The following is a 24,259-nucleotide window of genomic DNA, read 5'->3' on the forward strand; positions in this document are numbered from 1 at the left end:
GCGGTGCAGTTGGATTCGGTGTCCAAAACATACGGGTCGGGGAAGAACGAGGTACGCGCTCTCGACGGGGTGACGGTCGGATTCCGGCGCGGTACGTTCACCGCCGTCATGGGCCCGTCCGGCTCCGGCAAGAGCACGTTTCTGAACTGCGCGGCCGGTCTGGACCAGCCGACGTCGGGCCGGGTCGTGCTGGGTGACACGGAGTTGTCCGGCCGGCCGGAGACAGAGCTGACCGAGCTGCGCAGGGACCGGATCGGGTTCGTCTTCCAGGCGTACAACCTGCTCGGTGCACTGACCGTGGCGGACAACGTCACGTTGCCCGTCCGGTTGGCCGAGAAACCGGTCGATCCCGAGCAACTGGCGAGCGTCCTCGCCGCGGTCGGGCTCGCCGAGCATCACGACCGCCGCCCGAGCCAGCTCTCCGGTGGCCAGCAGCAGCGGGTGGCGATCGCCAGGGCGCTCATCAACCGGCCCGACCTGGTGTGCGCCGACGAGCCGACGGGCGCGCTGGACAGCCGCAGCGGTCGCCAGGTCCTGGCACTGCTCAGGAAGATCGTCGACGACCTGGGGCAGACCGTGCTGATGGTGACGCACGATCCGGTCGCGGCCGCGCAGGCCGACACCGTGGTGTTCCTCGCGGACGGCCGGTTGGCCGGCGAGATGCCCCGACCGTCCGCCGAGCAGATCGCCGAGCGGATGACTCACCTGGGGGAGGCGTGAACCGCCGAATGCTGGCGTTGGCCTGGAGCACGATCAAGGGACGGAAGGGCGGGTTCGTCGCGGCGTTCGTCGCGGTGCTGTTCGGGTCGGCGGTGATCACGGCCTGCGGGATCCTGTTGGAGAGCAGCGAGCGCTCGGGCGTGCCGACCGAGCGCTACCAGGCTGCCGACCTGGTGGTGGGCGCCCCGCAGGCACTGCCGGTGGCCGACGACGTGGATCCCAGGTTCGGCGAGCGGGCCACCCTACCGGCCGATCGGGTCGGCGACATCGCGCGAGTGCCTGGCGTCCGGGCGGCGATCGCCGACGTCAACGTCCCGGTCAGCCTCGTGACGGCGGACGCCGAGGTGCTCGCCGGCACCCCCGCGCTGGGGCATGGCTGGCAGTCGGCCGCGCTCGGCCCGTTCACCACGACCGCCGGCCAGGCCCCGACCGGGCCGGACGACGTGGTGCTGGACTCCGCGCTGGCCGAGCGGGCCGGCGTCAGCGTCGGCGCGTCGGTTCGGCTCGCGGTCGGCTCGAACACGTCGATCTACCGGGTGACCGGCATCGCGGGTCTGCCTGGAGGCAAACTCGCCCGGCAGCCCACACTGTTCTTCACCGAAGATCGGGCCCGGGAGTTGACCGGCCAACCGGACCGGGTGGACGTGATCGGTGTGCTGGCCGCACCCGGTGTCAGTGCCGACGAGTTGGCAGGCGCCATCGAGGCGGCGGTCTCGGACGTGGTCGTGTACGCCGGCAGTGACCGCAGCGAGGCCGAGTTCCTCGACATCGGCAGCACGCGTTCGTTCATCAGCGAGCTGTCCCTGGCGTTCGGCGGCACCATGGTTGTGGTGATCATGATCGTCGTGGCGAGCACACTCGCTTTGTCCGTTCGGCAGCGGCTGCGGGAGCTGGCGCTGTTGAGGGCGATCGGCGCGACCCCGAAGCAGATGCTTGGCATGATCGCCGCCGAGACCATGGTGGTGGGCACGCTCGGGGCGGTGCTCGGGGTGATTCCGGGCATCGGGCTGAGCTTCCTCCTCCGCGAAACCTTCACCCTGGTCGGCGCGATACCGGACGACTTCGAGCTGTCGATCAGTCCGCTGCCGGTACTCGCGGCGGTGGTGCTGTGCCTGGTCGGCGCCCGTCTGGGCGGTTGGATAGCCGCACGGCGCGCGGCCAGGCTCAGGCCGGTGGACGCGCTCGGCGAGGCCGCGTTGGAGCCGCCCAAACTCGGATGGCTCCGGTTGACCGTCGGCTTGCTGCTGGTCCCCGCCGGTCTCGCCATGGCGTTCGTGCTGCCGCTGGTGCTGCCCGGTGAAGGGGCCGCTGAAAGCGCGGCCTTCTCGGCGTTCCTGCTCATCTTCGCCATCGCGCTGCTGGGGCCGCGGTTGCTCAGTGGCGCCGTCACCGTGCTGGGTCCCTGGTTGAACCGCAGGTCGGGCGTCAGCGGGTTCCTCGCGACCGCGAACGCGCACGCCAACTCCCGGCGGCTCGCCGCGGCGACCACTCCGCTGATCATGGGCATCATCCTGGCCGCCGGGCAACTCTTCAGCGGGACGACCGCGAGCGCGGCCGCGCAGGATCAGGCCGAGGACGGCCTGCGGGCGGATTACGTCGTCACGTCCACGTCCGCCGGTGTGTCGCCCGAGGTCGCGGACGTGCTCCGGGACGTGCCCGGCGTCTCGGCGGTGACCCCGGTCGTCCGTACGCGGACGCTGGCGACCTTCGCCTCGGGAGACAGTCCTCAGATCAGGACCTACTCGGCACAGGGGATCATCGGCGACCGGCTCGCCGAGACTTTGGATCTCGCGGTTCTCGAGGGCGATGTCGCGGAGGTGCGGGGCAACACGGTGGCGTTGAGCCGGATCGCGGCGGGCACCCTCGGCGCTGCTCTCGGTGACACCGTCGACCTCCGTCTCGGTGACGGCACGCCGATCAAACCCACGGTGGTGGCGCTCTACGAGAGAGGACTCGGCCTCGGTGACGTCACGCTGCCGCACGACCTCGTACTGGAGCACACCACCGACCGCCTGGACTTCGCGGTGCTGATCGCGGCGGCCACGGGAACCGACGTCGGGGCACTCGGCGATGCGTTGCGATCCGCTGTCCAACACCTCCCGACCGTTCAGGTCAACAACCGCGAGTCGTTCGTCGCCGCGCAGCGCGATGCCGCCGCCGGAGAGTCGGCGGTCGGCCTCATCCTCAACGCGGTCCTGCTCGGCTACCTCGCGATCGCCGTGGTGAACACCCTGGTGATGGCGACCGCCGCACGCTTTCGCGAGTTCGCCCTGCTCCAACTGGTCGGCGCCACCCGTCGCCAGGTGTTCGCGATGATGCGCAGCGAGACGAGGATCATCGTCGTCGCCGCCGTTCTCATCGGTACCCTGGCCGCGATCCCGTCGTTGATCGGCACGAGCCTCGGGCTGACCAGGACACTGATTCCGTCCATCCCACCGCTCATCTACCTGGGAATCGTCGCGGTCGCCGCGCTGCTCGGCTGGGCCGCCATCATGACCTCGACCCGGACCGCCATGCGGTCGCAGCCGGTCGACGCGATTGGCGTTCGCGAGTGACGCCGGCGGCATCGGTAACCCCGGATGACGCCCGAAGACCTCAGTCTTCGGTGGATCCGGCAGCCTCGACGACCGAGACGGGAGTGCCAAGTTCGACGGTACGGGAGACGGTGCACAGTCGTTCGTGCGACTGCTGCAGCGACCGGGGCAGCGCCTCGCGCGCCCGGTCGCCGTCCGCGCCCACCGGGAACGTCACGGTGAACTCGACCTTGAGGTTCTGCATCCGGTTTCCTCCGGCCTCGTCCCGGATTTTGTCGCCACTGACCTCGACGGAGAACTGGGTCGGCTCGGCGCGGCGGCTGGTGATGTAGTCCACGTCTACCGCAGTGCAGCCGCCGATGGCAGCCAGAAGCAGTTCCACCGGCGTAAAGCTTGCGTCCTCGCCCGTGCCCATCGACATCGACCCGCCGCGGACATTCCGCGCGACGTAGTTCCCCACGCTGGTGCGCTCGATCTCCACCGAGCGGAAGGTGTCCTCACTCATGACAGGGAAACTACCCGGGCCTCCTGGTCCCCGAGCCACCGGCCTGCCGGCCGATCGTCATCCCCGACAGGAATCAGACGTCGGCTTCGAGGGCAAAGGTATTGCCGCGTGGTCAAGGCCTTGCCCGCCCGCGCCTTACCAGCGGCAGATCCGAACACGTGACCTTGGCAAATCCGCACGGCGGCGGTGGCAACAGCCCTCACGGTGACATTCGGGTCATGGATCAGGCCGGTCAGGCGGCCGGTTCGCCGGAACGTGTCAAGGGATTGAGGCCAGCGGGAGTTAAGCGGCTTGTGGTTCGGGTTCTGGCTTGTTGATCCAGACCTGGTCGGGCAGGTCGAGGATCTTGGGCAGGAGCCGGGTCGTGCTGAACCGGTGCGGGTGCGCGGCGCGGGCCGCGGTCAGGGTCTGTTCCCGGCCGGCCCGCACGGTGTTATGCCGGCCGTGGTGGACTTCGGCGGGGGTGTGCAGGCCGATCCCGCTATGCCGGTGGGCGTGGTTGTACCAGGTCACGAAGTCGGTCATGAACGCCCGGGCGTCGGCGAGGGACGCGAACCGGTCCGGGAAGACCTGCGCGTACTTCAACGTCTTGAACCAGGCTTCGCTGTACGGATTGTCGTTGGACACCTTCGGCCGTGAGTGCGAGCGGGTCACGGTCAGGTCTTCGAGCAGGTCAGCAACCGACTTCGAGGTCATCGAGGTGCCTCTGTCGGCGTGGACCACGTGCGGGACACCGTGGACGTCGAACACTTTCCGCATCATGGCCTCGGCCAACGGTCCGGACTCGCGGGCGTGCACGCGCACCCCGACGATGTACCGCGACCAGATATCGATCATCACGTAGGCGTCGTAGTAGACGCCCTTGGCCGGGCCGGCGAGTTTCGTGATGTCCCAGCTGTAGACCTGCCGCGGCCCGTCGGCGACCAGCTCGGGACGCTTGCGGGCCGGATGCCGGGCCAGCCTGCGACGCTCACGCACCTGCCGGTACTCGCGCAGGATCCGGTACATCGTGGCAATCGAGCCCACATACACGCCCTGGTCTAGCAGCGCCGCATAGATCTGCGCCGGAGCGGCGTCGACGAATTCCGGGCTGTCCAGCACCGCCAAAACCTGCTCCCGCTCGGCGGTGCTGAGCGCGTTCGCCGGCGCCCGCCGCGGCGAGGCCGTCGGGCTTGGTCGGCGCCGGTCCCGATCCGCGCTGGCCCGGGCGATCCCGGTCACCCGCGCCGCGTCCCGCGTCGTGGTCCCCGCATCGGTCAATGCCTGGTAGGCGTCCATCAACGCCTGCCGAGCCCGAACACGTCCGGACCGTCCGGCTCGCTCCTGGAGATGTCCTCCAAGAGCTCGCGCGCTTTTCCCATGATCTGCAGCGCCGTCTCCGTCCGCGCCAACCGCGACTGCGTACGCTCCAACTCACGCCGCAACCGGGCGATCTCCGCCTGCTCGGCGCTGGGCCGCCCGACCGTCTCCCCGGCCGGCTTGCCCTGCAACAACCCGGCGTCCCGCGCCCGGCGCCACTCCGACATCAACGACGAGTACAAACCCTCCCGCCGCAGGAACGCCCCACCCTCACCCGCCGCCACGGCCTGCTCATACCGGGCCAGCAGGTCCAGCTTCTGACCTGGGGTGAACGACCGACGCGCCCGCGGCCCGTCCGAGCGTGGACCTCTCTTACGACTCATGACCCCATCCTGGGCCGCCACCATGTCAACAGCAGTATCCAACGCTTCTCGATCCTGAACTCGCCCCGTCAGACGGACTTGCTACGAGCCGCTGGCCTCAACTCACCCTGACAGACAGGGCGCTGGTGGGCGACCGGCGGCCTCCGTGGCTCGCGACCAACGCGTCTGCCACGATTTCAGCGTCAGCTTCTGCGACGTCCGCTGGATACTCCGGCAGCAGGTCGTCCCAGACGACCAGCCACGACCCGTACAATTGGGCCTGCCCCTCGGGCCGAGCGAAGAACCAGATGTGCAGGTGGGCGCCACCATCTCCGATGCGGTAGACGTGGGCCCGCGAGACGTGCGGCAGCGCCTGCATGTGGCGGACGATGCGAGTGCTCAACAGCCCCAGTTCGGCGGCCAGTTCGTCAGGTAGATCCGCCATGTCGTAGTGATCGCGCGGATACAGCATGAGCACCAGCGGAACGCCCACTCCCGGAATCCGGACCAGCCGCCAGTGATCGTTGAACCAGATCCCCTCGTCCCGATCGCGGCAGGCGTTGCAGTCCGACGGATCCTCGCCGTGCCGCGCGGGCTCCGGGAGCACCGGCGGGCGCAACGGCGCCACGCGCAGCCCGTCCGGCTCGAACGGGCTGATCTCCCATCCCGTCATGCGTGCCAACGGGAGCCGGCGCTCGCTGTCCGCGACGGCGACTGCGTGGTCATAGAACTCGTCCGGTCGCAAGGCCATGCGGCGAAGACTAGTACGACAAGATTCCACGTGATCAAAAGCCCCGTTGTGGCTGCCAGGCACCGCCCGATGGTCTCGTACTCGATGGTCCGGATCAGGCCGACCGTGGCAACTTCGCCCAGCAACCCCTACACCTCGGACGGACCGGCAACGAGCATGCCCGAAGGTTTCAGGGGCGGTGGGTATGACGCTCACGCTTCGTACAGCACCTGCACCGCCCGGGCGAGCCTGACCAGCCACGGTTCGGCGTCGGCACCCAACGGACCGGAACCGTCAATCGCCCAGCTTCGGACCGCGTCCGAGCTGAGAAGGGCCGTGCCGAGCACCAGGCGGCGCAGACGGCGGGATATCCGGATGCCGTCGAGTTCCGCGAGCAGCACCGCGTCGTACAGGTCCTTCCCCGCAGAAACCCCTCTTTCAGCCTGGTCGGTGCAGAGCCATCGCAGCTTCCAGACCAGTGACAGCTCCCGGCTCGCTGTCCACAGAGCCGCGGGGGGCCGGCCGTCACGGCGCGGCACGGCGGTAAGCACCGGCGGCTCGGGTAAATATTCGTCGTACGCGAAATCGAGCTGAACACTTCCCGTGGAACCGTCCGGCGCGTGCCACGGAACATGCAGCCGGACACCCGCTCCCTCGTAAGAGTTTCCGTACTCGGTGTATCCCCACATCGCGTCACGGTCTGCGGCTTCAGCGTCGAGCCGAATAGTGTTATCGGCGTAGGGCTTACGCGCCACCACCTCGAGCAACTCGTCGTGCGGACGATTCGGTTCTTCGACTGCGGACAGCCAGCTGAGCCCTTCCGGCGGCAACCGCGGGTGCTGACCGCCGGTTTCGAACTCCTCGTACGTCCAGATCTCGTTGCGGGCTGCCCCGTGGGCTGCCTCCGGCCAATGCTGGACAGGGTCCAGCCGGGGCAGGTAGGGATATGGGTCCCGGTCATCGCGCGGGACGAAAGCCAGTGGCCGGACTACCCAGTCGACGTCCCCTGGGGGCCGAGCTTGCTCACCGAGCCACGCGGGCATCGTCAGGCTCCCGCATAGGACGAGAGTGTCGGCGCAGTGCGACTCCGCGACCAGACCTAGCAGGTGATCAAGCACGGCCCGCTGTGCAATGTCCACCGGAGCGGTCATCCGCGCGTTGACATGGTGAGGCATGCCAAGGCCCATCAGTTCCAGGCGCGCTCGAGGGCCAGCGCCAGCCGCCTGGTCCACTGCTCGGCCGTGCCCGTGATTCCGGGGTACTCGTCGGTGAAGTTACCCCAGTCGACCTGCCAGGACAGGACCGTCTCGGCCGTGAAGGTATCGGCTTCGACGCCGAGTTCCGGTCGCATGAGCTGGCGGACGAGGGCCTGGTCGACGGCGGTGTGTTCGGCGAGCAGGACGGCGTCGTAGAGGTCCTTGCCCTGTGGGTACATGTCGGTGGCAAGCCACAGCAGCTTCCACGCCAGTGCCAGCGAGGCGGGCGCGGCCAGCAACGGCTCGTCGACGTCGGGAAGTATCAGCACCTCCGGTGGGAGGGGCAGTTTCTCACCGAAGACGACATCGATCTGCACATGGCCGTCCGGTAGCTCCGGTGTGCTGAACGGGATGAGCAGGCGGCGTCCGTCAGCGCGTTCATACGTCCAGATGGCGGACTCGGTGATGCGGTCAGGTTGCAGGCTGGTACCGGGTGCGGCTCGGACGGCGGTCCTGATGTCATCGAGCATCGCGCGGGCCTCGGCGCTGTCGCTGGTGAGGGTGTGCGGGGTGACCACGAAATCGAGGTCGCCCGGTTCTCGGGCGGCGTCGCCGACCCAGGCCGCCATGGTGACGCTGCCGCGCAGGACCAGATGCTGACCCCAGGGTGTCGCAGCGAGGGCTGCCAAGACCTGGTTCATGGCAGTGCGTCGAGCGTTGGTCCACAGCCGGCCGGTGGCCGCCACGAGGAAGTCGGGTTCACCGGCTCGGTAGGCGTTCGAGTACTGCTTGAGGGCGGGGTCGAAAGCCGCCCGCTGGCGGACCGTCGGGCTGGCAGGCAGCGGTTGGTAGGTCGGTGGGTAGTGCGGTGAGCCGGCCGGCGCGGACCTCATCCTGTCCTCGCGCTCCAGTGCCCAACCGCTCGCGCCCGACATGGGCAGGTCCAGCCAGCCCTGGTCATGGTGGACGTCACTGTCGAAGACGACGTACTCCTGCTCCACCTTCGTGGGCGCGTGGCCCGCGGCCCGGAGGGTCTCGACAAGCTCCTCGAGCCGCTGCCGGGCAGTGGCCAGCCCAACACCGTGACAGCGCTGGTTGACGAACCGCTCCTGCACGCCGTCCGCGAACTCGCGGCGGGCGTTGTGTGACAGCCGCGCCCCGTGCGGCGCGACCAGATCGGTGAGAGCCACCAGATCCGCCACCGCCGTACTGGGTAGCAGCAGTTTGACGTGATGCTCGAAATACCGGCCACCCGGCTCGACTGCAGCCTGCTCATCCGACTGCGGTACGCCGACGCACCACGGCGCCGCCTCGATCTTTGAGCGGCACGGGTATATCCCCGCCTCGCGCAGTTCGCGTTGCCAACGCTGCACTGCGGCGTGCTGTTCGGCCAGATTGCCTCGGCCAGTCAGAGTGAGCATCGGTTGAGAGACGTACGCGCCACGATCGAGCACAATGTGGACCAACTTCACGCCATGCCGACTGGCGAACGCCGACAGCTCCCCGCCCTGATGAGCGTGAACCGTAATGTGGATCTCGAAGTCCCCCGACACCTCAAGCACCGGCGGAGTCTATGGCACGGCCGTCGGGCCGGGAAACGGATTCCGCACGCCGCAGGCTATGGCTTTTGTCGGACTTCCAGGTCATCGATCGACGCAGCGTGTAGCCCGTGGGTGGTCGGCGGATAACGCTCTACGGCGCCGTAGCGCTTCTCCAAGCGTCGGTGGATCGAATAGCGCTCAGAGCTCATAGCCGATCGAGATCTAGCCTGGCCAGTTCCGTCCGGGACGAGATGCCCAGCTTCGGAAATGCCTTGTACAGGTGCTGCCCGATAGTGCGCGGGCTGAGCAGGAGGTGCGCGGCGATGTCGCGGTTGGTGACTCCGGTCGCGGCTAGGCGTACGACCTGCAACTCCTGGGCGGTCAGCGCGGTACCAGGATCGACGCGGCGCCGGTTGAGCGTCGCCTCGCCGGTGGCGCGTAGTTCGGCGGACGCCCGATCGGCCCACGGGCGCGCGCCGAGGCGGTCGAAGGCCTCGTGGGCCTGGCGGAGGTGGGGGCGGGCTTCCGCCTTGCGGCGCCGACGACGCAGCCACTCGCCGTAGGCGAGTTGCGTTCTGGCCTGCTCGTAGGGCTGGGCGGCCAGGTCGTACAGCTTCAGGGCCTGGTTGAAGTGCTCTTCGGAGTCGCGCAGGAGTGCGTGGCAGCGTGCGACCAGGGCGGCCGCCCACGCTTCGCCGGACAGCGCGGTCCAGCGTTCGAGTTGCGCCACCGACTCCTGGACGCGTTCCGGTGTGCCGAGCCGGATCGCGGCCTCGACCTCGTCGACGACGATCCGGCCGCCGAAGTGCGACGAGCCGCGGCGGTACGCCTGGAGGCGGTCGAGTGCCGCCTGATCGCGTCCCTGGGTCAGGTCGAGCATCGCCAGCGCCCATGTCGGGAGCAGGCCTACGGCCGGGGCATTGTGGGTGAGCGCGAACCTGATGCCGTCCTCGGCCAGGGAGCGGCAGCGTTCCTCGTCTCCCTCGACGGCGGCGAGCCAGGCGAGCTGGCCGTGTAGTCCGGCGGCGGGGTGAGGTTGGCCGGTGTCCAACGCGATCTGGAGCGCCTCCTCGGCGTTGTTGCGCGCGTCCCGGTGGTGCCCGGCCATGATCTGGGTGTACGCGAGATGGTTGAGGGCGAAGGGGAGCAGCCGGATGCGGCCCTCGGCGCGACAGTGGGCGACCGCGGAGGTGACCAACTCGACAGCTTGGCTGAGGCGGCCGGTAACAAAGGCGGGGTTGGCCATCATCAGCTCCCCCTCGACGTTGGTCGGCGGTGGCTGCTGGAGGAAGTCGCTCAGTAGTGGGTACCCGGCCTCGAGATCGCCGCCGAAGATGAACCCGAGTCCGCGGGCGAGGCCGCCGAGACTGTCTTGTGGGGGAAGCTCAAGCCGGTCGAGCAGCCGCGACGCCTCCGCGGCCAGCGCGGGGTCACCGGCGGACCAGACGTTGTGCGAGGCGGCCGCGAGCATGCGAGCGGCAGACCGGGGATCGGCCTCGGCGATGCGGGCAGCCCCGTCGATGAGGAACCGAGCCGCTCGCCGCGGCGACCCCTCGTCGAACGCCACCGCCGCCCTGACCTCGGCGAGCCGGGCCAAGGTCATGGCGTCGCCGGTCAGCTGCGCGGCGCGCTCACTCAGGTCCGCCGCACGGCTGGACTGGCCCGCCTCCTTGGCCGCCATCGCCGCCGCGGCCAACCGCCGGGCCATGTGATTCTGATCGGCGCTGAGCTGCGCGGAGCGCTCATAGGCCGTCGCCATGGCCGCGTAGCCGAGGCGGGCACCGGCCCGCTCGGCTGAATGTTCGAGGGTGTCGGCGATCTGCTCGTCCGGCCCGGTCGCCGCCAGGGCGAGGTGCCAGGCCCGCCGGTCGCCGCTCACGGTTCCGGCCAGTGCCCGATGGATCGCACGACGCTGTGAGGAGGGCACACCCTGGTAGGCGGCCGAACGCAGCAGCGGATGGCGGAAGCGCACGACACCGCCGGTGACCCTGACGAGCCCGGCCAGCTCGGCCGGCTCCATCGCTTCGGCGGGGATACCCAGCGCGCCGGCCGCGGGCAGCACGATCCCCAAAGCGCCGGTGTCCTCGGCGGCCGCCACCGCGAGCATCTTCCTGGTGGGTTCCACCAACCGGTGGATCTGGCCGGCGAAGGCATTCAGGAGCCGGTGTGTGAGCGGGAGCGGCCCGGCGATCTCGAACTCGCCCGCATAAGCGGCCTTGGACAACTCGATGAGAGCCAGCGGGTTGCCGTCAGCCTCCCTGAGCACCTGCTCTCGCAGATGGGCGGGAAGCCCGTCGTCGAGCAGGCGCTCGGCGTCGTCGCGCGCCAACCCGCCCAGACGCAGCTCCGGCAGGCCGGTGGTGGGGAAGGCGTCGTGATCGTCGCGCGCGGCGACCAGGAAGGCGACGCCCTCGGACTGCAACCGCCGCGACGCGAACACCAGCGCGGCGGCCGAGGCCTGGTCGAGCCATTGGGCGTCGTCGACGACAGCGAGCAGTGGTCGTTCCTCGGCCAGCTCCGACAACAGGCTGAGCGTAGCCAGCCCGACCAGGAACCTGTCGGCTTTCGCTACCGGCGCCAGGCCGAACGCCCCGCGCAAGGCCGCGGCCTGCGGTCCGGGAAGGGCGTCGAGCCGATCGAGAGCGGGGTGCAGCAGCAGGTGCAGGGCGGCGAAGGGCAGCTCGACGTCGGTCTCCACGCCGGCTCCGCGCAGCACGCTCGCCCCATCGGCGGCCCGCACGGCGTGGTCCAAGAGCGCGGACTTCCCCACACCGGGCTCGCCCTTGATCACCAGGACACCGCTGACGCCGGATCTCGCGTCGGCAAGGAGAGCCTCGATGGCTTTGATCTCCTCCGCCCGCCCCTGCAGCATCCTGTTTCCCCTCATACCTAGGACGAATCGTGAGTCACCTTACTCATTCCTTCGGCCGCGCCCGGACCTAGCGTTCCGTGCAGTTGATCTGAACCAAGGAGTGCGGCATGACTGCTCTGAACGGCAAGACCGCCCTGGTGACCGGTGCCTCGCGCGGCATCGGCAGGGCGATCGCACTGCGGCTGGCCGTTGACGGTGCCCTGGTCGCGGTGCACTACGGCAACAACGATGAGGCAGCCAAGCAAACAGTGAGCGAGATCGAGCAAGTCGGCGGGCGGGCGTTCCCCATCCGCGCCGAGCTGGGCAAGTCAGGTGACGTGGACACCCTCTTCGCGGGACTGAAGTACGGCCTGGCGGGACGGCCGTTGGACGTCCTGGTCAACAATGCCGCGCTGAGCTCGGCTGGATCGCTGGCGGAGACCACTGCCGAGACGTACGACCGGCTGTTCGCGGTCAACGTCAAGGCGCCGTTCTTCATCATCCAACGGGCTCTGCCGATGATGGCCGACGGTGGGCGCATCATCAACCTCTCCTCGGCGGCGACCCGGGTCGCCCAGCCCGAGCTGGCCTATGCCATGAGCAAGGGCGCGATCAACGCGCTGAGCCGCAGCCTGGCGCAGGCAGTCGGCACGCGCGGCATCACCGTCAACGCCGTGGCTCCCGGGCCGACCGTGACCGAGTCGTCAGGCTGGATGGTTTCCACTCCGGAGGTGGAGGCTCGGCTCGGCGCGGCCAACGCCCTCAACCGTGTCGGCCTGCCGGCGGACATCGCGGCGGTGATCGCCTTCCTGGCTTCCGACGATGCCCGCTGGGTCACCGGCGACGTGCTGGACGTGACCGGCGGCTGCTTCCTCGGCGCTCGGATCTGAGCTGCAGATACAGCGTGGCGATCCAGCTCATCGAGTGATGTCCCCGATCACGGGCTGACTCCGGACTGGCCGACCTGGTCGTGTCGTTCGCCGTCGCGGGCGTCACCCCCGACTATGCGCTGCCGTGTCAGCGATTGCGGCCGCAAGACTATTAAAGGGAACACAGCACATGACAGACCCGGATATCCGATGCGGATTCGCGGCGGCTCTTAGACGTCTTCTGGACCCCGATTGGCCACGCAATCGACGGCTGGCACCGAGCCCGTGTCCTGGAGTGCCGTACGCCCGCCCTCCGCCCACAACTCCCGACGATCAGTCCCGGCAGCCGAGCCGTTGTCGTTCCTCCCCGAGGATTCGGCCGTGGCCCGTTTACCAGGACCGCATTCCATCATCCGTCCGCTCATTGGAATTTCGTACCAGATTCAAAGGAGCACGAACGTGTCCGTCACGTTTTCCGATCAGGACAAGCTAACCATGCGGACCGCCGCGTACGGCGCCGTCACGCTGCTGGCCGCCGCCGGTGCGGCCGGCTCGCCTCACAAGATCGCCACCGCCGGCTCCATCGCCCTGGCCTCCGCGACCGGCCCGATCGGGCACGTACTCGCCGAGAAGTCCACCGGCGCCAACCTGAACGGCAAGTCCGTCGCCGACATCGCCGACCACGTGCTGCCAGCCCTGACGGCAGCCATGAGCCTGCTCAAGATGCAGGCTCCGGCAGAGGCCGACAACTTCCACAGCACCGTCATGATCGCCCTCGAAGCAGCCACCCGGACCCAGCCGGGCGAGCCCAGCCCCACCGTGGCCGAGATGACTCGCAAGATCATCGGAGCGCTCGACGCCGCTTCGGCCACGACGCCCGAGGTGACCGCCGCCGACAACGGGGGGTCGGTCGCATGACGACGTCAGCGATTGCAGTTTCAGGGCTACGGAAAGCCTTCGGGGACAAGGTGGTGCTCGATGGCATCGATCTGGATGTGCGTGCGGGCACGGTGTTTTCCCTGCTCGGTCCGAATGGGGCGGGTAAGACCACGACGGTGAACGTGTTGACCACGTTGATGAAGGCCGACGCCGGGACGGTTCGGGTTGCCGGGCATGATGTCGCGACCGAGACCAAGGCGGTGCGGGCGGCGATCGGGGTCACCGGTCAGTTCGCGGCGGTGGACGAGCTGCTGACGGGGCAGGAAAACCTGCAGCTGATGGCGGACCTGAAGCGTCTGGGCTCTACCGCCGGCCGGCGGGTCGTCACCGACCTGCTGGAACGCTTCGACCTGGCCGAGTCGGCGCTGAAGCCGGTGTCCACCTATTCCGGGGGTATGCGCCGCAAGCTGGACCTGGCGATGACCCTGGTCGGCAAGCCCCGCATCATCTTCCTGGACGAGCCGACGACGGGACTGGACCCGCGCAGCCGCCGAACGATGTGGGACATCGTCCGCGAACTGGTCACCGACGGCGTCACCATCTTCCTCACCACCCAGTACCTCGAGGAAGCCGACCAGCTCGCCGACCGGATCGCCGTCCTCGACCAGGGCCGCCTGGTCGCCCAGGGCACCCCCGACGACCTCAAAGCCCAGGTCCCCGGCAGCCACGTCCGACTCCGCTTCACCACCGCCGGCGAACTCGACGCGGCCGCGCGGGTCCTCACCGACTCCACCCGCGACAACGAAGCACTGACCCTGCGAGTGCCCAGCGACGGCGGAACCAAGTCACTGCGGGCCCTGCTCGACAGGCTCGACGAAAACACGATCAACGCCGAAGCGTTCTCCGTGCACACCCCAGACCTCGATGACGTTTTCCTCGCCCTGACCGGCCGCACCACGGAGGTAGCAGCGAAATGAGCACCCCATCCCACTCGATGGTCATGTTGCGCCGCAACTTCAAACACATCGCCCGGAACCCCACCTCAGTCTTCAATGCCGTCCTGATGCCCATCGTGCTCATGTTGATGTTCGTGTACATGTTCGGAGACGCCTTCAACGTCGGCGTCGACTACATCGACTACGCCACACCCGGGCTGATGCTGCTGGCCGTGTGTTACGGGCTGGGGGCCACCGCCACGGCGGTGAACTCCGACATGACCAAAGGCATCATCAACCGGTTCAAGGTCATGGACGTCTCCCGCGGTGCGGTACTGACCGGTCACGTCATCGCCAGCCTGCTGACCAACCTGATCGCCATCGGATCCCTCCTCGGGGCAGGGCTCCGGCAAGGTAGTCATATGCCGGACTTCAGGTGAGTCCGAGGAGTTGTAGCGGTCGGTAGGGGTTTCGGCTGTTGCGGCGGAGGGCTTGGGCGATGGTGGTGATGCCGGCGAGGCGGAGCAGGCTGATCGCGGTGTTGCGCAGGGTGGCCATTGCGCGGGGTGCGTTGCGGGTGCGCAGGCGGCTGGCGTCTTCGCCGTAGGTGGTGTCGCGGATGTGGTGCAGGGTTTCGATGGCCCAGTGTCCGCGTAGCCCGTCGGCCAGGTCGGCGGGGTTGGCCTGGGCGGCGGTCAGGTTGGTGATGGCGTAGACGGTGACGGTGGACCAGCGGCCGGTGCTCAGGTTGAGTCGGCGGCGGCGGATCCGCAGGGCTTGGACGGCGTGTGGGAAGTCCAGGGCGAGCGGCCCGGTGCAGGTGACCGCTTGTAGACGGCGGATGTCGTAGCGGCCGTGGCCGCGTTCGCCGGTCTCGTCTTGGACCGGGACCTTCGTCCAGGGCAGGGCTTTGAGCTGCCGATACAGACGCGGCTGGTTCTTCTTCACGGTGAACAGGTAGCCGGCGTGCTTGGTCTCGGCGAGCCAGCGGGCATGCTCGCGTTGGGTGTGTAACGCATCAGCGGTGACGAGCGCCGCGCTCAGGTCGAGGGCGGCCAGCAGCGGCTGGAAGCGGGTGATCTCATTGGTCTTGCCGGCCACGTCGACTTGGGCGAGGACCGCCCCGGTGCGTTGGTCCAGCACGGCCAGCAGGTGCACCTGCGCTCCGGCCGGTCCGCTGCCCCGCAGGGTTTTGCCGTCCACGCTGTACACACGCCGCCCGGTCGGGGTTCCTGCCGCCGGCCCGGAGGCGATGAGCCACCGGCCGACCGCGTCGTCCAGGGCGTCGGCGTCGACGCCAGCCAGGATCCGCCGGAATGTGGACTCGTCCGGCGCCCGATACACCCCGGTGAGCGGGTCTCGGAACACGCCCAACTCGGCGAGGACCTGCTGCGGGACGTCGCCGGCCCATTCGGCGACGGCCGCCGCGGACCGGGCGCCGGTCAACACCGCCGCGACCGCGGCGGCCAGGACCCCGGGCAGCGCATGGACGACACCGCGAGGGTCTCGCCGGTCCGGCACCTGCCTCAACGCCGTGACCAAGCTCGTCCGGCCGCCTGTCAACGGCTCGTCCAAGCGGTCCGCGTGCACGGCCAACACGTCAATCAGCGATGATGTTCCCAACGGGCGCGGTCCTCTTTGATCTTCCCAGCTTCGACACCTGGATGATCATCGAAAGGCCGCGCCTGTCCTCATACCGTGATGATCAGGAGCGTCTGCACTCAAACGGCCAGACCGGTCATATCGCTACCTTGCCGGAGCCCTGCTCCTCGGGGTGGCTTTCCTGCTGGGATTCAACCCGTCGGCGAGTTCCCTCGACTGGCTCGCCGTGCTCGGCATCATCGTGCTGCTCGGGTTCGCGGCCGGTTGGCTCACCGTCGCCCTCGGACTGTTCGCCAAGTCCCCAGAAACCGCCGGCCTGGCCGCCGTGCCACTGGTCATGCTGCCGTTCTTCAGCAGCGCGATCGTCCCGGCGGAGAAGATGGGGCCGGGCCTCCGGCAGTTCGCCGAATACCAGCCCTTCACGTCGATCATCGAAACCCTCCGCGGGTTGCTCAACGGCACACCAACCACCAGCACCACGATCACCGCCATCACCTGGTGCATCGGCATCGCACTCATCGGATACCTCTGGGCAGGCTCCACCTTCAAGAAGCGCGCGTGACCGGGACCAACTGACTCCAGCTCGTCTGAGTGCCTTCCAGCGCCGCCTCTGCGAACTTCGTTTCGCCGAGGCGGCGCCGAACTGTCTGCTCGATCCGGCCTGCCCAGAACATCCAGCATCGCCACGTGGCGTTCGTCGCCTGCGCGGCACATCGACCGTCGAGTGGTTGACATGGTCACGACCATGCGGAGGACCGAGGGCGTCAATACTTTGCCCTTGCGCTAAGTATCGCGGCAAGCAATGCTTAGCCGTGTGGCACAGTATTGGGAACAGCTCGACGGCGTGTTCATCGCCCTCGCCGACCCGACGCGGCGCCGTGTCATCCGACGACTCGGCCGCGGTCCGACGAGCGTCGGCGATCTCGCCCGCGAGTTTCCGATGACCCTTCCGTCGTTCATGAAGCACGTACGGACGCTCGAGTCGAACGGGCTGATCCGCACGGTCAAGTCCGGCCGGGTGCGCACCTGCGTGCTCAACCGTGAGCGCCTCGCCCTCGTCGAAGGCTGGCTCGCGGAGCAGCGCCAGATCTGGGAAGAGCGCACCGATCGCCTCGAACGCCTCGTCACCGATCCGAAGGAGAACCAACAGTGAATCCTGAACTGGATCTGGCCCTGGAGCGGGTCATTCGCGCCCCCCGCGCCGCCGTGTGGAGCGCGTGGACCGACCCGTCCCGCTTCGAGAAATGGTGGGTGCCGGCTCCGACCCGGTGCCGCGTTGACCGCTTGGACGTCCGGCCCGGCGGTGCACTCGTGACCCGACTCAGCAACGACGGAGTGCAGTTCGTCCCGCACGTCGACGCAACCTTCCTCGTCGTTGACGAGCTAGAGCGGATCGTGTTCACGAACGCGATCGACAGCGCCTGGCGCCCCACTAACCCTGCACCGGTCCCCATGACCGCCGAGATCACCCTGAGCGATCATCCCCACGGCACGGACTACCGGATCATCGTCCGACATGGTGATCCCGCCGCACGCGCCCGTCACGAGGAACTCGGCTTCGTCGAAGGCTGGGGCTCGGTCACCAAGCAACTCGCCGGGGTCGCTGAAGGCCAGGGCGTGCGATGAAGATCGTCCTCACCGAGTTCGTAACCCTCGACGGGGTCAGCCAGGGTCCCGGATCTCCGACCGAGGATACGAGCGATGGCTTCACCCAGGGCGGCTGGCTCGTGCCCTACCTGGACGAGCTCTTCGTCCGGCGTACCTCTGAATGGCTGGGTCTCGCCGACGGTCTGCTGCTCGGGCGGCGGACCTATGAGGCGTTCGCTCGCGACTGGCCGCACATCACCGACCCGGACGACCCATTCACGGAGCGGATGAACTCACTACCGAAGTACGTCGTGACGAACACCCTCACGGAGGGTAGTTGGCACCCGGCGACGGTGCTCCGCGGCGACCCGATCCAGACTGTCGGGAAGCTCAAGGCGCAGCCGGGACGGGAACTCCAGATCCACGGGAGTGCGCGACTCGGCAAGGCCCTGTTGTCGGCCGGCCTCGTCGACAAACTCCGGCTCGTCGTCGCCCCCACTGTGACCGGTTCCGGGCGGCGGCTGCTCGACCACCCGAGTGCACCCGTCGGCCTCCGGCTCGTTCACCACGAGGTGACGGCGAACGGCCTGCTGTTGCTCGAGTACGAGTGTGTCGGCGCCGCCCGGGTGGGGGAATACGAGGGCGTCACGGCCTTCGTATAGTCACCGCGCTCACAATATGGCCGGCCACCGACTGATCCTCGGCGGCGCTGTCCTCTCCCCCGGCAACGGGCCGCCCCGGTGCCGGTGATGTGGGCGGCCGACGGCCGACCCGAGCGCCCCCACGACGCGCCTCGATCCAAGTTGGGCGCTATCCCTGAGCGGCGACGAGGAACATCGGCACGACGACGAAGATCCGGTTCGCGCAGGCGCGCTCGGCCTGCTCGGCGAGCCAGCTTTCCTCGTCGGTGATCCGTTGCAGCAGGGCGTACGCGGTGTCGTCGGTGAACACAGCGGTGTGCACCTCAGCGACCGGGTCGGTGAACCCGGCGTCAAGCAGCAGGTTGCGATACCTACGGGCAACGCGCGGCGACGGGAGCGAGTCCGCCTTGGCGTGGACCAGCCGACGGGTGGTCTCCGGCTCGTCCGAGTCGATGGCGATCGTGTCCCAGTCCTGGCCGACCAGCACGGCCCGGCCGCCCGGCGCGAGCACCCGGCGGGCCTCGGCCACGGCTCGCGCCGGGTCGTCGAGCATGTGCAACACCTTGTCCGCGCGATAGTAGGTAACCGAGCCGGTCTCGAGCGGCAGCTCGTAGGCGTCGCCGACATGGAACTCGCCGGCCGGCCAGCGCTCCCGGGCCACGGCGATCACCTCGGGGTCGAGGTCGACGCCGACCGCGTGGGCCCCGCGCTCGGCCAGCTCGGCGACGGCGCGGCCACTGCCGCAGCCGGCGTCAACCACGGTTCGGCCGGTGAGGTCGCCAAGCAACTCGTAGGAACGTGCGCGCAACTCGACGGCCGCGGACTCTCCCTCGACGGCGTCGAGGACAGCAAGAAGACTGGACATGCCCGCCATCGTCGGACTTAATGTCGACATGAAGTCAAGACCGATGACGATCGGCGAAGTGGCCGACCATTTCGGCCTACCAGCGCACGTACTGCGGCACTGGGAATCGGTGGGCCTACTCTCCCCCGCCCGCGTCGAGGGCGGCCGCCGCCGCTACACCCGCGACGACCTGTTCCGAGTGGCGTCGATCGTCCGCGCGAAGCAGGCCGGCCTGCCGCTGCCGGACATCCGGGCGTTCCTCGCCGCGCGCGACCCGGCCACCCGCAAGGACGTGCTGAGCCGCAACCACCGCGCGCTGCAGGACAGGATGGCGGCGCTGCGGTCGGCGCTCGATCTGCTTGAGGCCGGGCTGAACTGCTCGCACGAGGACATCGCGACCTGCCCGAACTACCGCGCCCACCTCACGGAGCTGGTGGACGTCACGGGCGCTGGCCCCCAGGGCACCCTTCCGCAGAGATGAGTGCAATCACCTGTCGACGAGGGCTAGTGCTCTGACCACAAACGTTGGCCGGGTTGGTTATGCGGCTCGGGTGGCGGGTTGGCCCCAGCGGCGGTGTCGTTCGCTGCGGATGCGGGCGCGGTGGCGGCGTTGGGCGGCCAGGACGTCGGGGTGGCGGGCGTTGGCGTTGCGCCAGCGCAGGTAGGCGTGCAGGCCGCGGGCCAGGACGGTGTGGTTGGGGTGGTCGGAGCCGGCGATGACGAAGGTGCGCAGCGGCCCGAAGTGCGCCTCGATCGGGTTGGCCCAGGATGCGTAGGTCGGGGTGAAACACAACTCGACCTTGTTCCGGGCCGCCCACTGTCGGATCGCGAAGCCCTTATGGGCGGACAGGTTGTCCAAGATGATGTAGATCGGGGCGCCGTCAGGGCAGGCGGCCCGGATCGACTTGAGTGCGGCGAGGGTGTTCGCCGCCGATTTCTGGGTGCGGACCACGCCCCAGAGGGTGTCGTCGCCGATCGAGTAGCAGCCGTGGAACTGCCGCACGCCGTGCAGCTTGTGGTAGTTCGCTGGGAGCCTGCGTGGGCGGCTCTTGGGCTGCCAGCCGACGCCGCCGTGCGGGCGGATCGTCAGCGGCCCGAACTCATCGAACGCGAAGGCGCGGTGTGGGAAGTGCTCGATCACGTGCTCGATGCGGGCCAGCTTCTGCTCCCGCTGGGGGTCTGTGGACTCCTTCCACGTCTTCGTGCGTTGGAAGGTGATCTGGTGGCGGCGCAGCACCTGCCGTAGTCGTTCCCGCCCGATGATCACCTTCCGATCGGGGTTGTCAGCGAGGTATTCGGCGAGCTTGCGCACGCTCCAGCAGGTGAACGGCCGTCCCAGCTTGGCGGGACGGGTGTTGGCCGTCGCGACGATGAACGCCTCGTCGTCGCTACTGATTCGGCGGGGACGGCCACCCGCCCACTGAGGGTCCAGGCTGGCCATGCCCATCTCGTTGAACCGGTGGATCACCTGCCGAACGGAGTCTTCGTCGGCCTGCACGAGCCGGGCGATGACCGGCACACTGTTGCCGCCAGCTGAGGCGAGCACGACCATCGCCCGGCGCAGCCGCACGACCGAGCCGGTGCCTCGACGCACCAGACGTTGCAGCCGTTGACCCTCTTGATCACTTAATCGACGTACCCGAACCGGCTCTGCCACCCCGACAGCCTGACGGTCCCACGCCGGCCCAGCCCTTCACTCAGGCCGGCGTGTCACCAACACCGCCAACGTTTGTGGTCAGAGCACTAGCGCCGCTTGGGGAAGTACCGCCTCACCTCACAGGACGCCTACAACACCGCGGCGTGGACGTTCACCTCGGCGCCACCGACGGAGTCCGCGATCCCACCGGGCCACACCTGCCTGCCCGAAGGCTTCAGCCCAGGGCACTGCCGACCGGAACCACTGGCGTACGCCAGCTACGACCTCGGCGCCACCATCGACCTGAAGAACACCGTGTCGGCCCGGGGCAAGCACACGTTCCGCGTCAACGCGTTCCACGAGTGGTCCAGCGAGGCGATGCCGGCGATCGCCGGACTGAAGCTGTGGACGAGCACCAACGACGGAAAGACCTGGGAAGCCGTGAGCGTCAAGCGGGACCGGGCCGGCAGCTACATCGCCACCACCTCCTACGGCCACACCGCCGGCAAAAGGTCAGCTTGAAGGTCGAAGCCTGGGACACCGCAGGTAACCGCCTTGAGCAGACCACCCTGGGGGCGTTCACTCTGCGCACCACCGGCCACCGCAACTGACCAGGTAACCGACAGGCGGAAGGCGCGTGGCGGGACTCGGACGAGTCCCGCCCCCGCGGCATGTCCGGCACCGTGCGGGTGGGGGCCGACGCGATCGGCCCCGCCGCGCTCTCATAACTGTGTTCGGGCCTGTTCCTCCATCAGGGTGGCGAAACCGTCGAGATGGCGTGCGAGACCGTACTCGAACAGTCCAGCCAGGTCCGACGCCGTTTCCGTCGGGATCGTCGCCAGCAGTGGAAATCTTCCACTGTCGAGGAGCTGGTCGGCTCGCTTCTGCTGTGCCAGCCGCCACCCATCGAGCGTCACACCGGTTTCCTGCTCCGATTCGACCTCGGCCGCCATGGACAGCGCGACGGTGACGACCAGTCCGTGAAGCGTGAGCGCCTCGCGGATCCGTGTCGTCATGGGCAGCCCGAGCCCGTCGAGCGCGCGCAGGGTCCACTCGGTGTGCGCCATCATGTTGGGCACGAGCGCCGGACGGGTGAACGAGACGGCCCTGGGCAGCCAGAGGTGTCGCCGGCACAGTTCCCACTGCTGGCAGGCGATCAGTTCGAGTTTCGCCCGCCAGCCGGGCGGTCCCGGGTCGGGCAGTTCGGATTCGCCGAAGACCTCGTCGGCCATTTGCGTCACCAGCTCGTCCTTGTTCGCCACGTGCCGGTAAAGCGACATCGGGCCGGCTCCGAGGTCGGCCGCGAGACGTCGCATCGACACTGCGTCGAGTCCCTCGACGTCGGCGATCGCGATGGCGGCGCGGAGAACATGCTTCCGGCTCAGTGGCTGCTTGCGGGTGCCAGCCTGCCGCGGCCTCTGCGATTCGGCCGGGCTGACAGGGTGCTTGCGGCGGGTGTGGTTGCTGACCACCGTGCCGGAACCGACCGTCGCTTCGACCAGCCCGTTGTCGCGGAGAGTCGCCATCGCTCTGGTCGCGGTCGCGACCGCGACGCCCCATCGCTGGGCGATTTGCCGGACTGAGGGTATCCGGTCCCCCGGCCGCAGGTCGCCGGTCAGGATTCGGCCACGGATCTCCTCGACGATCCGCCGGTATGGCGGATCCGGGCGCGGCGTCGGCGAAGGCATGGGTGCCCCCGATCTACTGGTGAGGTTGTCACGCGCTTGGAATGTACTAGTTCGATTCTCGTCTGGCTAGTACACTTCGTCGGCTTGACCAGGCGATATTGACTCAACTTCGCCCGGTGCGGCGATACGGTGTACGCATGACGAAAGATACACCGTACGCACTCGTGCGGCAGACGGAGGAGGCAGACCGGCAGGCGGTATCGGACATCCTCACCGAGGCGTTCATGGACGATCCGGTCGCCTGTTGGCTCTTCCCCGCATCGAGCGAACGCGGTCGTCTCCAGTCGCACTTCTACGGCCACCTGCTGGATCAGGGCTCCGCCGAGGCATACCTGGTCGGCCGTGGTGAGGGTGCCTCGGTGTGGCTGGCATTGGCCACGGGCCAGGCGCCCGACGAGGAACGCCCGGACGCGCCCGACGTGGACCGGAACTCGGTCTTCGGCGAGAACGGCGCGCGGTTGCGGACTCTGGGGCTGGCACTGGCCGAGCGGCATCCCCGTCGTGAAACGCACCTCTACCTCTCGTGCATGGGGGTGGTGGGCGGGCGGCAGGGCGCCGGACTCGGCTCGGCGATGTTGCGCCACCGGTTGGAGCGAGCAGACGCCGACGGGCTCGCCGCGTACCTGGAGGCGAGTTCACCCCGGAGCCACGCCCTCTACCTGCGGTACGGCTTCGAGGACCTCGGCGAACCGGTTCGCGTGGCGGACAGCCCACTCCTTTGGCCGATGTGGCGCCAACCGCGCCCTTGACCACCCACCAATTCCCCAACCACAAGGGAGAACCTCGATGACGACGAAAGACACCACCGGCGACCGCCGACCGCCGACCCTGGTCTTCGTACACGGCACCAACTCCTCGTCGCACCTCTGCTCGGGACTGATCACCGAACTCACCTTGCGGGGGCACCGGTGCGTGGCCGTCGACCTTCCGGGACACGGCACTGAAGGGTTCTTCCCCCGCTCGTACCAGGCCCCGCAGGACCTCAAGGGGCTGGCAACCGAGCCGTCGCCGCTCGCCAAGATCACCATCGACGACTACGTCGAGCGCGTCGTGGACGTGGTGCGCCGCGCTCGCCGACACGGGCCCGTGATCCTGGCCGGCGCCAGCCAGGGCGGCGTCACCCTGAACAGGGTCGGCAACGCCATCCCCGAACTGCTCGATCGGGTCGTCTACATGGCGGCGTACTGCTGCGTCGACCTCCCGAACGTGGCCGCCTACCTTGCCACGCCAGAGAACAGCGACAGCCTGCTCCCCCTGGTGACCCGGACGGTGGTCGCCGATCCGGCTCTGCTCGGAGTGGCCCGGATCAACTGGCGCTCGGCCGACCCGTCGGTGTTCGACGGCATCAAGCAGTGCCTCGCCGGCGACTTCACCGACGAGGCGGTGAGCCGGCTGCTCAACATGCTCGAGCCTGACGAGCCCGTCAGCATCCCGCTGGCCGACGCCCGCGCCGAAGCGGGCACCTGGGGTCGGATTCCCCGGACGTACGTGCGCTTCACCCACGACCGGCTGATCCCACCTGCGCTACAGGACCGGTTCATCACCGAGGCCGACCGCCTCACCCCGGACAACCCGACCGACGTTCGAAGCGTCGCGGCACCCCACGTCGGCCCGTTCGACCGACCCGAACTGGTGGAGATCTTCGCCGAACTCGCCGGCCGCTGACCAGACGCACAACGGCCGACCTTCTCAGCCTCGACCGGCCTCCCGCGCTAGCTGGCTTGGTGGGCGAAGTCCCAGCGGGTGGCGCCGTATGGCTCGGCGGAGGCCACGCCGACCGCCGTGTGCAGCGTGAGCTGGGTACAGGCGCCAGGGCGAGGGACCCGCACTGGGCGCGCTG

The 24,259-nt window shown here is 68.6% G+C and carries 22 protein-coding genes and 2 pseudogenes; 14 read left to right on the forward strand and 10 right to left on the reverse strand.

Annotation, left to right across the window (positions count from 1 at the left end):
* The first annotated feature begins 18 nt into the window (after nucleotides 1-18).
* Both OG470_RS31515 and OG470_RS31520 read left to right on the forward strand, forming a co-directional pair.
* Nucleotides 19-720, forward strand: coding sequence for an ABC transporter ATP-binding protein (locus tag OG470_RS31515; RefSeq protein ID WP_328418195.1), 702 nt, complete (start codon nucleotides 19-21; stop codon nucleotides 718-720).
* A complete protein-coding gene (locus tag OG470_RS31520; RefSeq protein WP_328418197.1) occupies nucleotides 717-3,275 on the forward strand; it encodes an ABC transporter permease in 2,559 nt (852 codons plus the stop codon). The genes OG470_RS31515 and OG470_RS31520 overlap by 4 nt, the downstream gene beginning before the upstream one ends.
* A gap of 40 nt (nucleotides 3,276-3,315) precedes the next feature.
* Here the strand turns inward: OG470_RS31520 and OG470_RS31525 are convergent, their stop codons facing one another.
* The 6 genes from OG470_RS31525 to OG470_RS31550 form a co-directional block, all read right to left on the reverse strand.
* Nucleotides 3,316-3,735, reverse strand: a complete 420-nt coding sequence (locus OG470_RS31525) for an OsmC family protein (protein WP_328418199.1) — start codon at nucleotides 3,733-3,735, stop codon at nucleotides 3,316-3,318.
* A gap of 306 nt (nucleotides 3,736-4,041) precedes the next feature.
* A protein-coding gene (locus OG470_RS31530; RefSeq protein WP_442931204.1) for an IS3 family transposase occupies nucleotides 4,042-5,465 on the reverse strand; the annotation gives its coding sequence in 2 pieces (ribosomal slippage) (nucleotides 4,042-5,108 and nucleotides 5,108-5,465; 1,425 coding nt in all).
* A gap of 73 nt (nucleotides 5,466-5,538) precedes the next feature.
* Nucleotides 5,539-6,171 carry an HIT family protein gene (locus OG470_RS31535; RefSeq protein WP_328418200.1) on the reverse strand — a complete coding sequence of 211 codons (633 nt, stop codon included), beginning with the start codon at nucleotides 6,169-6,171 and terminating at the stop codon, nucleotides 5,539-5,541.
* Nucleotides 6,172-6,362: 191 nt separating this feature from the next.
* Nucleotides 6,363-7,301, reverse strand: a complete 939-nt coding sequence (locus tag OG470_RS31540) for a nucleotidyl transferase AbiEii/AbiGii toxin family protein (RefSeq protein WP_328418202.1) — start codon at nucleotides 7,299-7,301, stop codon at nucleotides 6,363-6,365.
* 35 nt (nucleotides 7,302-7,336) lie between these two features.
* A complete protein-coding gene (locus tag OG470_RS31545) occupies nucleotides 7,337-8,767 on the reverse strand; it encodes a nucleotidyl transferase AbiEii/AbiGii toxin family protein (RefSeq protein ID WP_328418204.1) in 1,431 nt (476 codons plus the stop codon).
* A gap of 325 nt (nucleotides 8,768-9,092) precedes the next feature.
* The gene (locus tag OG470_RS31550; RefSeq protein ID WP_328418206.1) at nucleotides 9,093-11,759 is read right to left on the reverse strand and encodes an ATP-binding protein; all 2,667 of its coding nucleotides are present in this window, start codon (nucleotides 11,757-11,759) and stop codon (nucleotides 9,093-9,095) included.
* 107 nt (nucleotides 11,760-11,866) lie between these two features.
* Between OG470_RS31550 and OG470_RS31555 the strand changes: the two genes are divergently transcribed.
* The 4 genes and pseudogenes from OG470_RS31555 to OG470_RS31570 form a co-directional block, all read left to right on the forward strand.
* Nucleotides 11,867-12,628 carry an SDR family oxidoreductase gene (locus OG470_RS31555; RefSeq protein WP_328418207.1) on the forward strand — a complete coding sequence of 254 codons (762 nt, stop codon included), beginning with the start codon at nucleotides 11,867-11,869 and terminating at the stop codon, nucleotides 12,626-12,628.
* Nucleotides 12,629-13,066: 438 nt separating this feature from the next.
* Nucleotides 13,067-13,525, forward strand: coding sequence for a hypothetical protein (locus OG470_RS31560; protein ID WP_328418208.1), 459 nt, complete (start codon nucleotides 13,067-13,069; stop codon nucleotides 13,523-13,525).
* A complete protein-coding gene (locus tag OG470_RS31565) occupies nucleotides 13,522-14,463 on the forward strand; it encodes an ATP-binding cassette domain-containing protein (RefSeq protein WP_328418209.1) in 942 nt (313 codons plus the stop codon). Before OG470_RS31560 ends, OG470_RS31565 begins: the two co-directional genes overlap by 4 nt.
* Nucleotides 14,460-14,837, forward strand: a pseudogene (locus OG470_RS31570) (ABC transporter permease); the annotation flags it as partial. The gene OG470_RS31565 and the pseudogene OG470_RS31570, both read left to right, overlap by 4 nt.
* Nucleotides 14,838-14,853: 16 nt before the next feature.
* Here OG470_RS31570 and OG470_RS31575 read toward each other — a convergent pair.
* On the reverse strand, nucleotides 14,854-15,942 hold the full coding sequence (locus tag OG470_RS31575; RefSeq protein WP_328414502.1) for an ISAs1 family transposase: 1,089 nt from the start codon (nucleotides 15,940-15,942) through the stop codon (nucleotides 14,854-14,856).
* A gap of 229 nt (nucleotides 15,943-16,171) precedes the next feature.
* On the opposite strand from OG470_RS31575, the pseudogene OG470_RS31580 reads away from it, so the two are divergent.
* The 4 genes and pseudogenes from OG470_RS31580 to OG470_RS31595 form a co-directional block, all read left to right on the forward strand.
* Nucleotides 16,172-16,585: pseudogene (locus OG470_RS31580) on the forward strand (ABC transporter permease); the annotation flags it as partial.
* 252 nt (nucleotides 16,586-16,837) lie between these two features.
* Complete coding sequence (locus tag OG470_RS31585; protein ID WP_328418210.1) at nucleotides 16,838-17,176, forward strand: ArsR/SmtB family transcription factor; 339 nt, start codon at nucleotides 16,838-16,840, stop codon at nucleotides 17,174-17,176.
* The gene (locus OG470_RS31590) at nucleotides 17,173-17,649 is read left to right on the forward strand and encodes an SRPBCC domain-containing protein (protein WP_328418211.1); all 477 of its coding nucleotides are present in this window, start codon (nucleotides 17,173-17,175) and stop codon (nucleotides 17,647-17,649) included. Before OG470_RS31585 ends, OG470_RS31590 begins: the two co-directional genes overlap by 4 nt.
* Nucleotides 17,646-18,272, forward strand: coding sequence for a dihydrofolate reductase family protein (locus OG470_RS31595; RefSeq protein ID WP_328418213.1), 627 nt, complete (start codon nucleotides 17,646-17,648; stop codon nucleotides 18,270-18,272). The genes OG470_RS31590 and OG470_RS31595 overlap by 4 nt, the downstream gene beginning before the upstream one ends.
* A 148-nt stretch (nucleotides 18,273-18,420) precedes the next feature.
* Here the strand turns inward: OG470_RS31595 and OG470_RS31600 are convergent, their stop codons facing one another.
* Complete coding sequence (locus OG470_RS31600; RefSeq protein ID WP_328418215.1) at nucleotides 18,421-19,116, reverse strand: methyltransferase domain-containing protein; 696 nt, start codon at nucleotides 19,114-19,116, stop codon at nucleotides 18,421-18,423.
* On the opposite strand from OG470_RS31600, the gene OG470_RS31605 reads away from it, so the two are divergent.
* On the forward strand, nucleotides 19,115-19,576 hold the full coding sequence (locus tag OG470_RS31605; RefSeq protein WP_328418217.1) for a MerR family transcriptional regulator: 462 nt from the start codon (nucleotides 19,115-19,117) through the stop codon (nucleotides 19,574-19,576). The two genes, OG470_RS31600 and OG470_RS31605, sit on opposite strands and share 2 nt — an antisense overlap.
* Before the next feature lie 57 nt (nucleotides 19,577-19,633).
* Here the strand turns inward: OG470_RS31605 and OG470_RS31610 are convergent, their stop codons facing one another.
* Nucleotides 19,634-20,752 (reverse strand): IS630 family transposase, encoded by a 1,119-nt coding sequence (locus tag OG470_RS31610; protein ID WP_328418219.1) that lies wholly within the window; start codon nucleotides 20,750-20,752, stop codon nucleotides 19,634-19,636.
* Nucleotides 20,753-20,848: 96 nt separating this feature from the next.
* Here OG470_RS31610 and OG470_RS31615 point away from each other — a divergent pair, with 96 nt between their 5' ends.
* A complete protein-coding gene (locus tag OG470_RS31615) occupies nucleotides 20,849-21,253 on the forward strand; it encodes a hypothetical protein (RefSeq protein ID WP_328418220.1) in 405 nt (134 codons plus the stop codon).
* 200 nt (nucleotides 21,254-21,453) lie between these two features.
* Here OG470_RS31615 and OG470_RS31620 read toward each other — a convergent pair whose 3' ends face one another.
* Nucleotides 21,454-22,419 (reverse strand): GntR family transcriptional regulator, encoded by a 966-nt coding sequence (locus OG470_RS31620; RefSeq protein WP_328418221.1) that lies wholly within the window; start codon nucleotides 22,417-22,419, stop codon nucleotides 21,454-21,456.
* Nucleotides 22,420-22,556: 137 nt separating this feature from the next.
* Here OG470_RS31620 and OG470_RS31625 point away from each other — a divergent pair, with 137 nt between their 5' ends.
* Both OG470_RS31625 and OG470_RS31630 read left to right on the forward strand, forming a co-directional pair.
* Nucleotides 22,557-23,168: a GNAT family N-acetyltransferase gene (locus OG470_RS31625; protein ID WP_328418223.1), complete on the forward strand. Its 612-nt coding sequence runs from the start codon at nucleotides 22,557-22,559 to the stop codon at nucleotides 23,166-23,168.
* A gap of 37 nt (nucleotides 23,169-23,205) precedes the next feature.
* Nucleotides 23,206-24,084, forward strand: coding sequence for an alpha/beta fold hydrolase (locus tag OG470_RS31630; RefSeq protein WP_328418225.1), 879 nt, complete (start codon nucleotides 23,206-23,208; stop codon nucleotides 24,082-24,084).
* The last annotated feature ends 175 nt before the right edge of the window (nucleotides 24,085-24,259 follow it).

It is taken from the genome of Micromonospora sp. NBC_00389 (assembly GCF_036059255.1).
In the GTDB taxonomy this organism is placed as follows: domain Bacteria; phylum Actinomycetota; class Actinomycetes; order Mycobacteriales; family Micromonosporaceae; genus Micromonospora.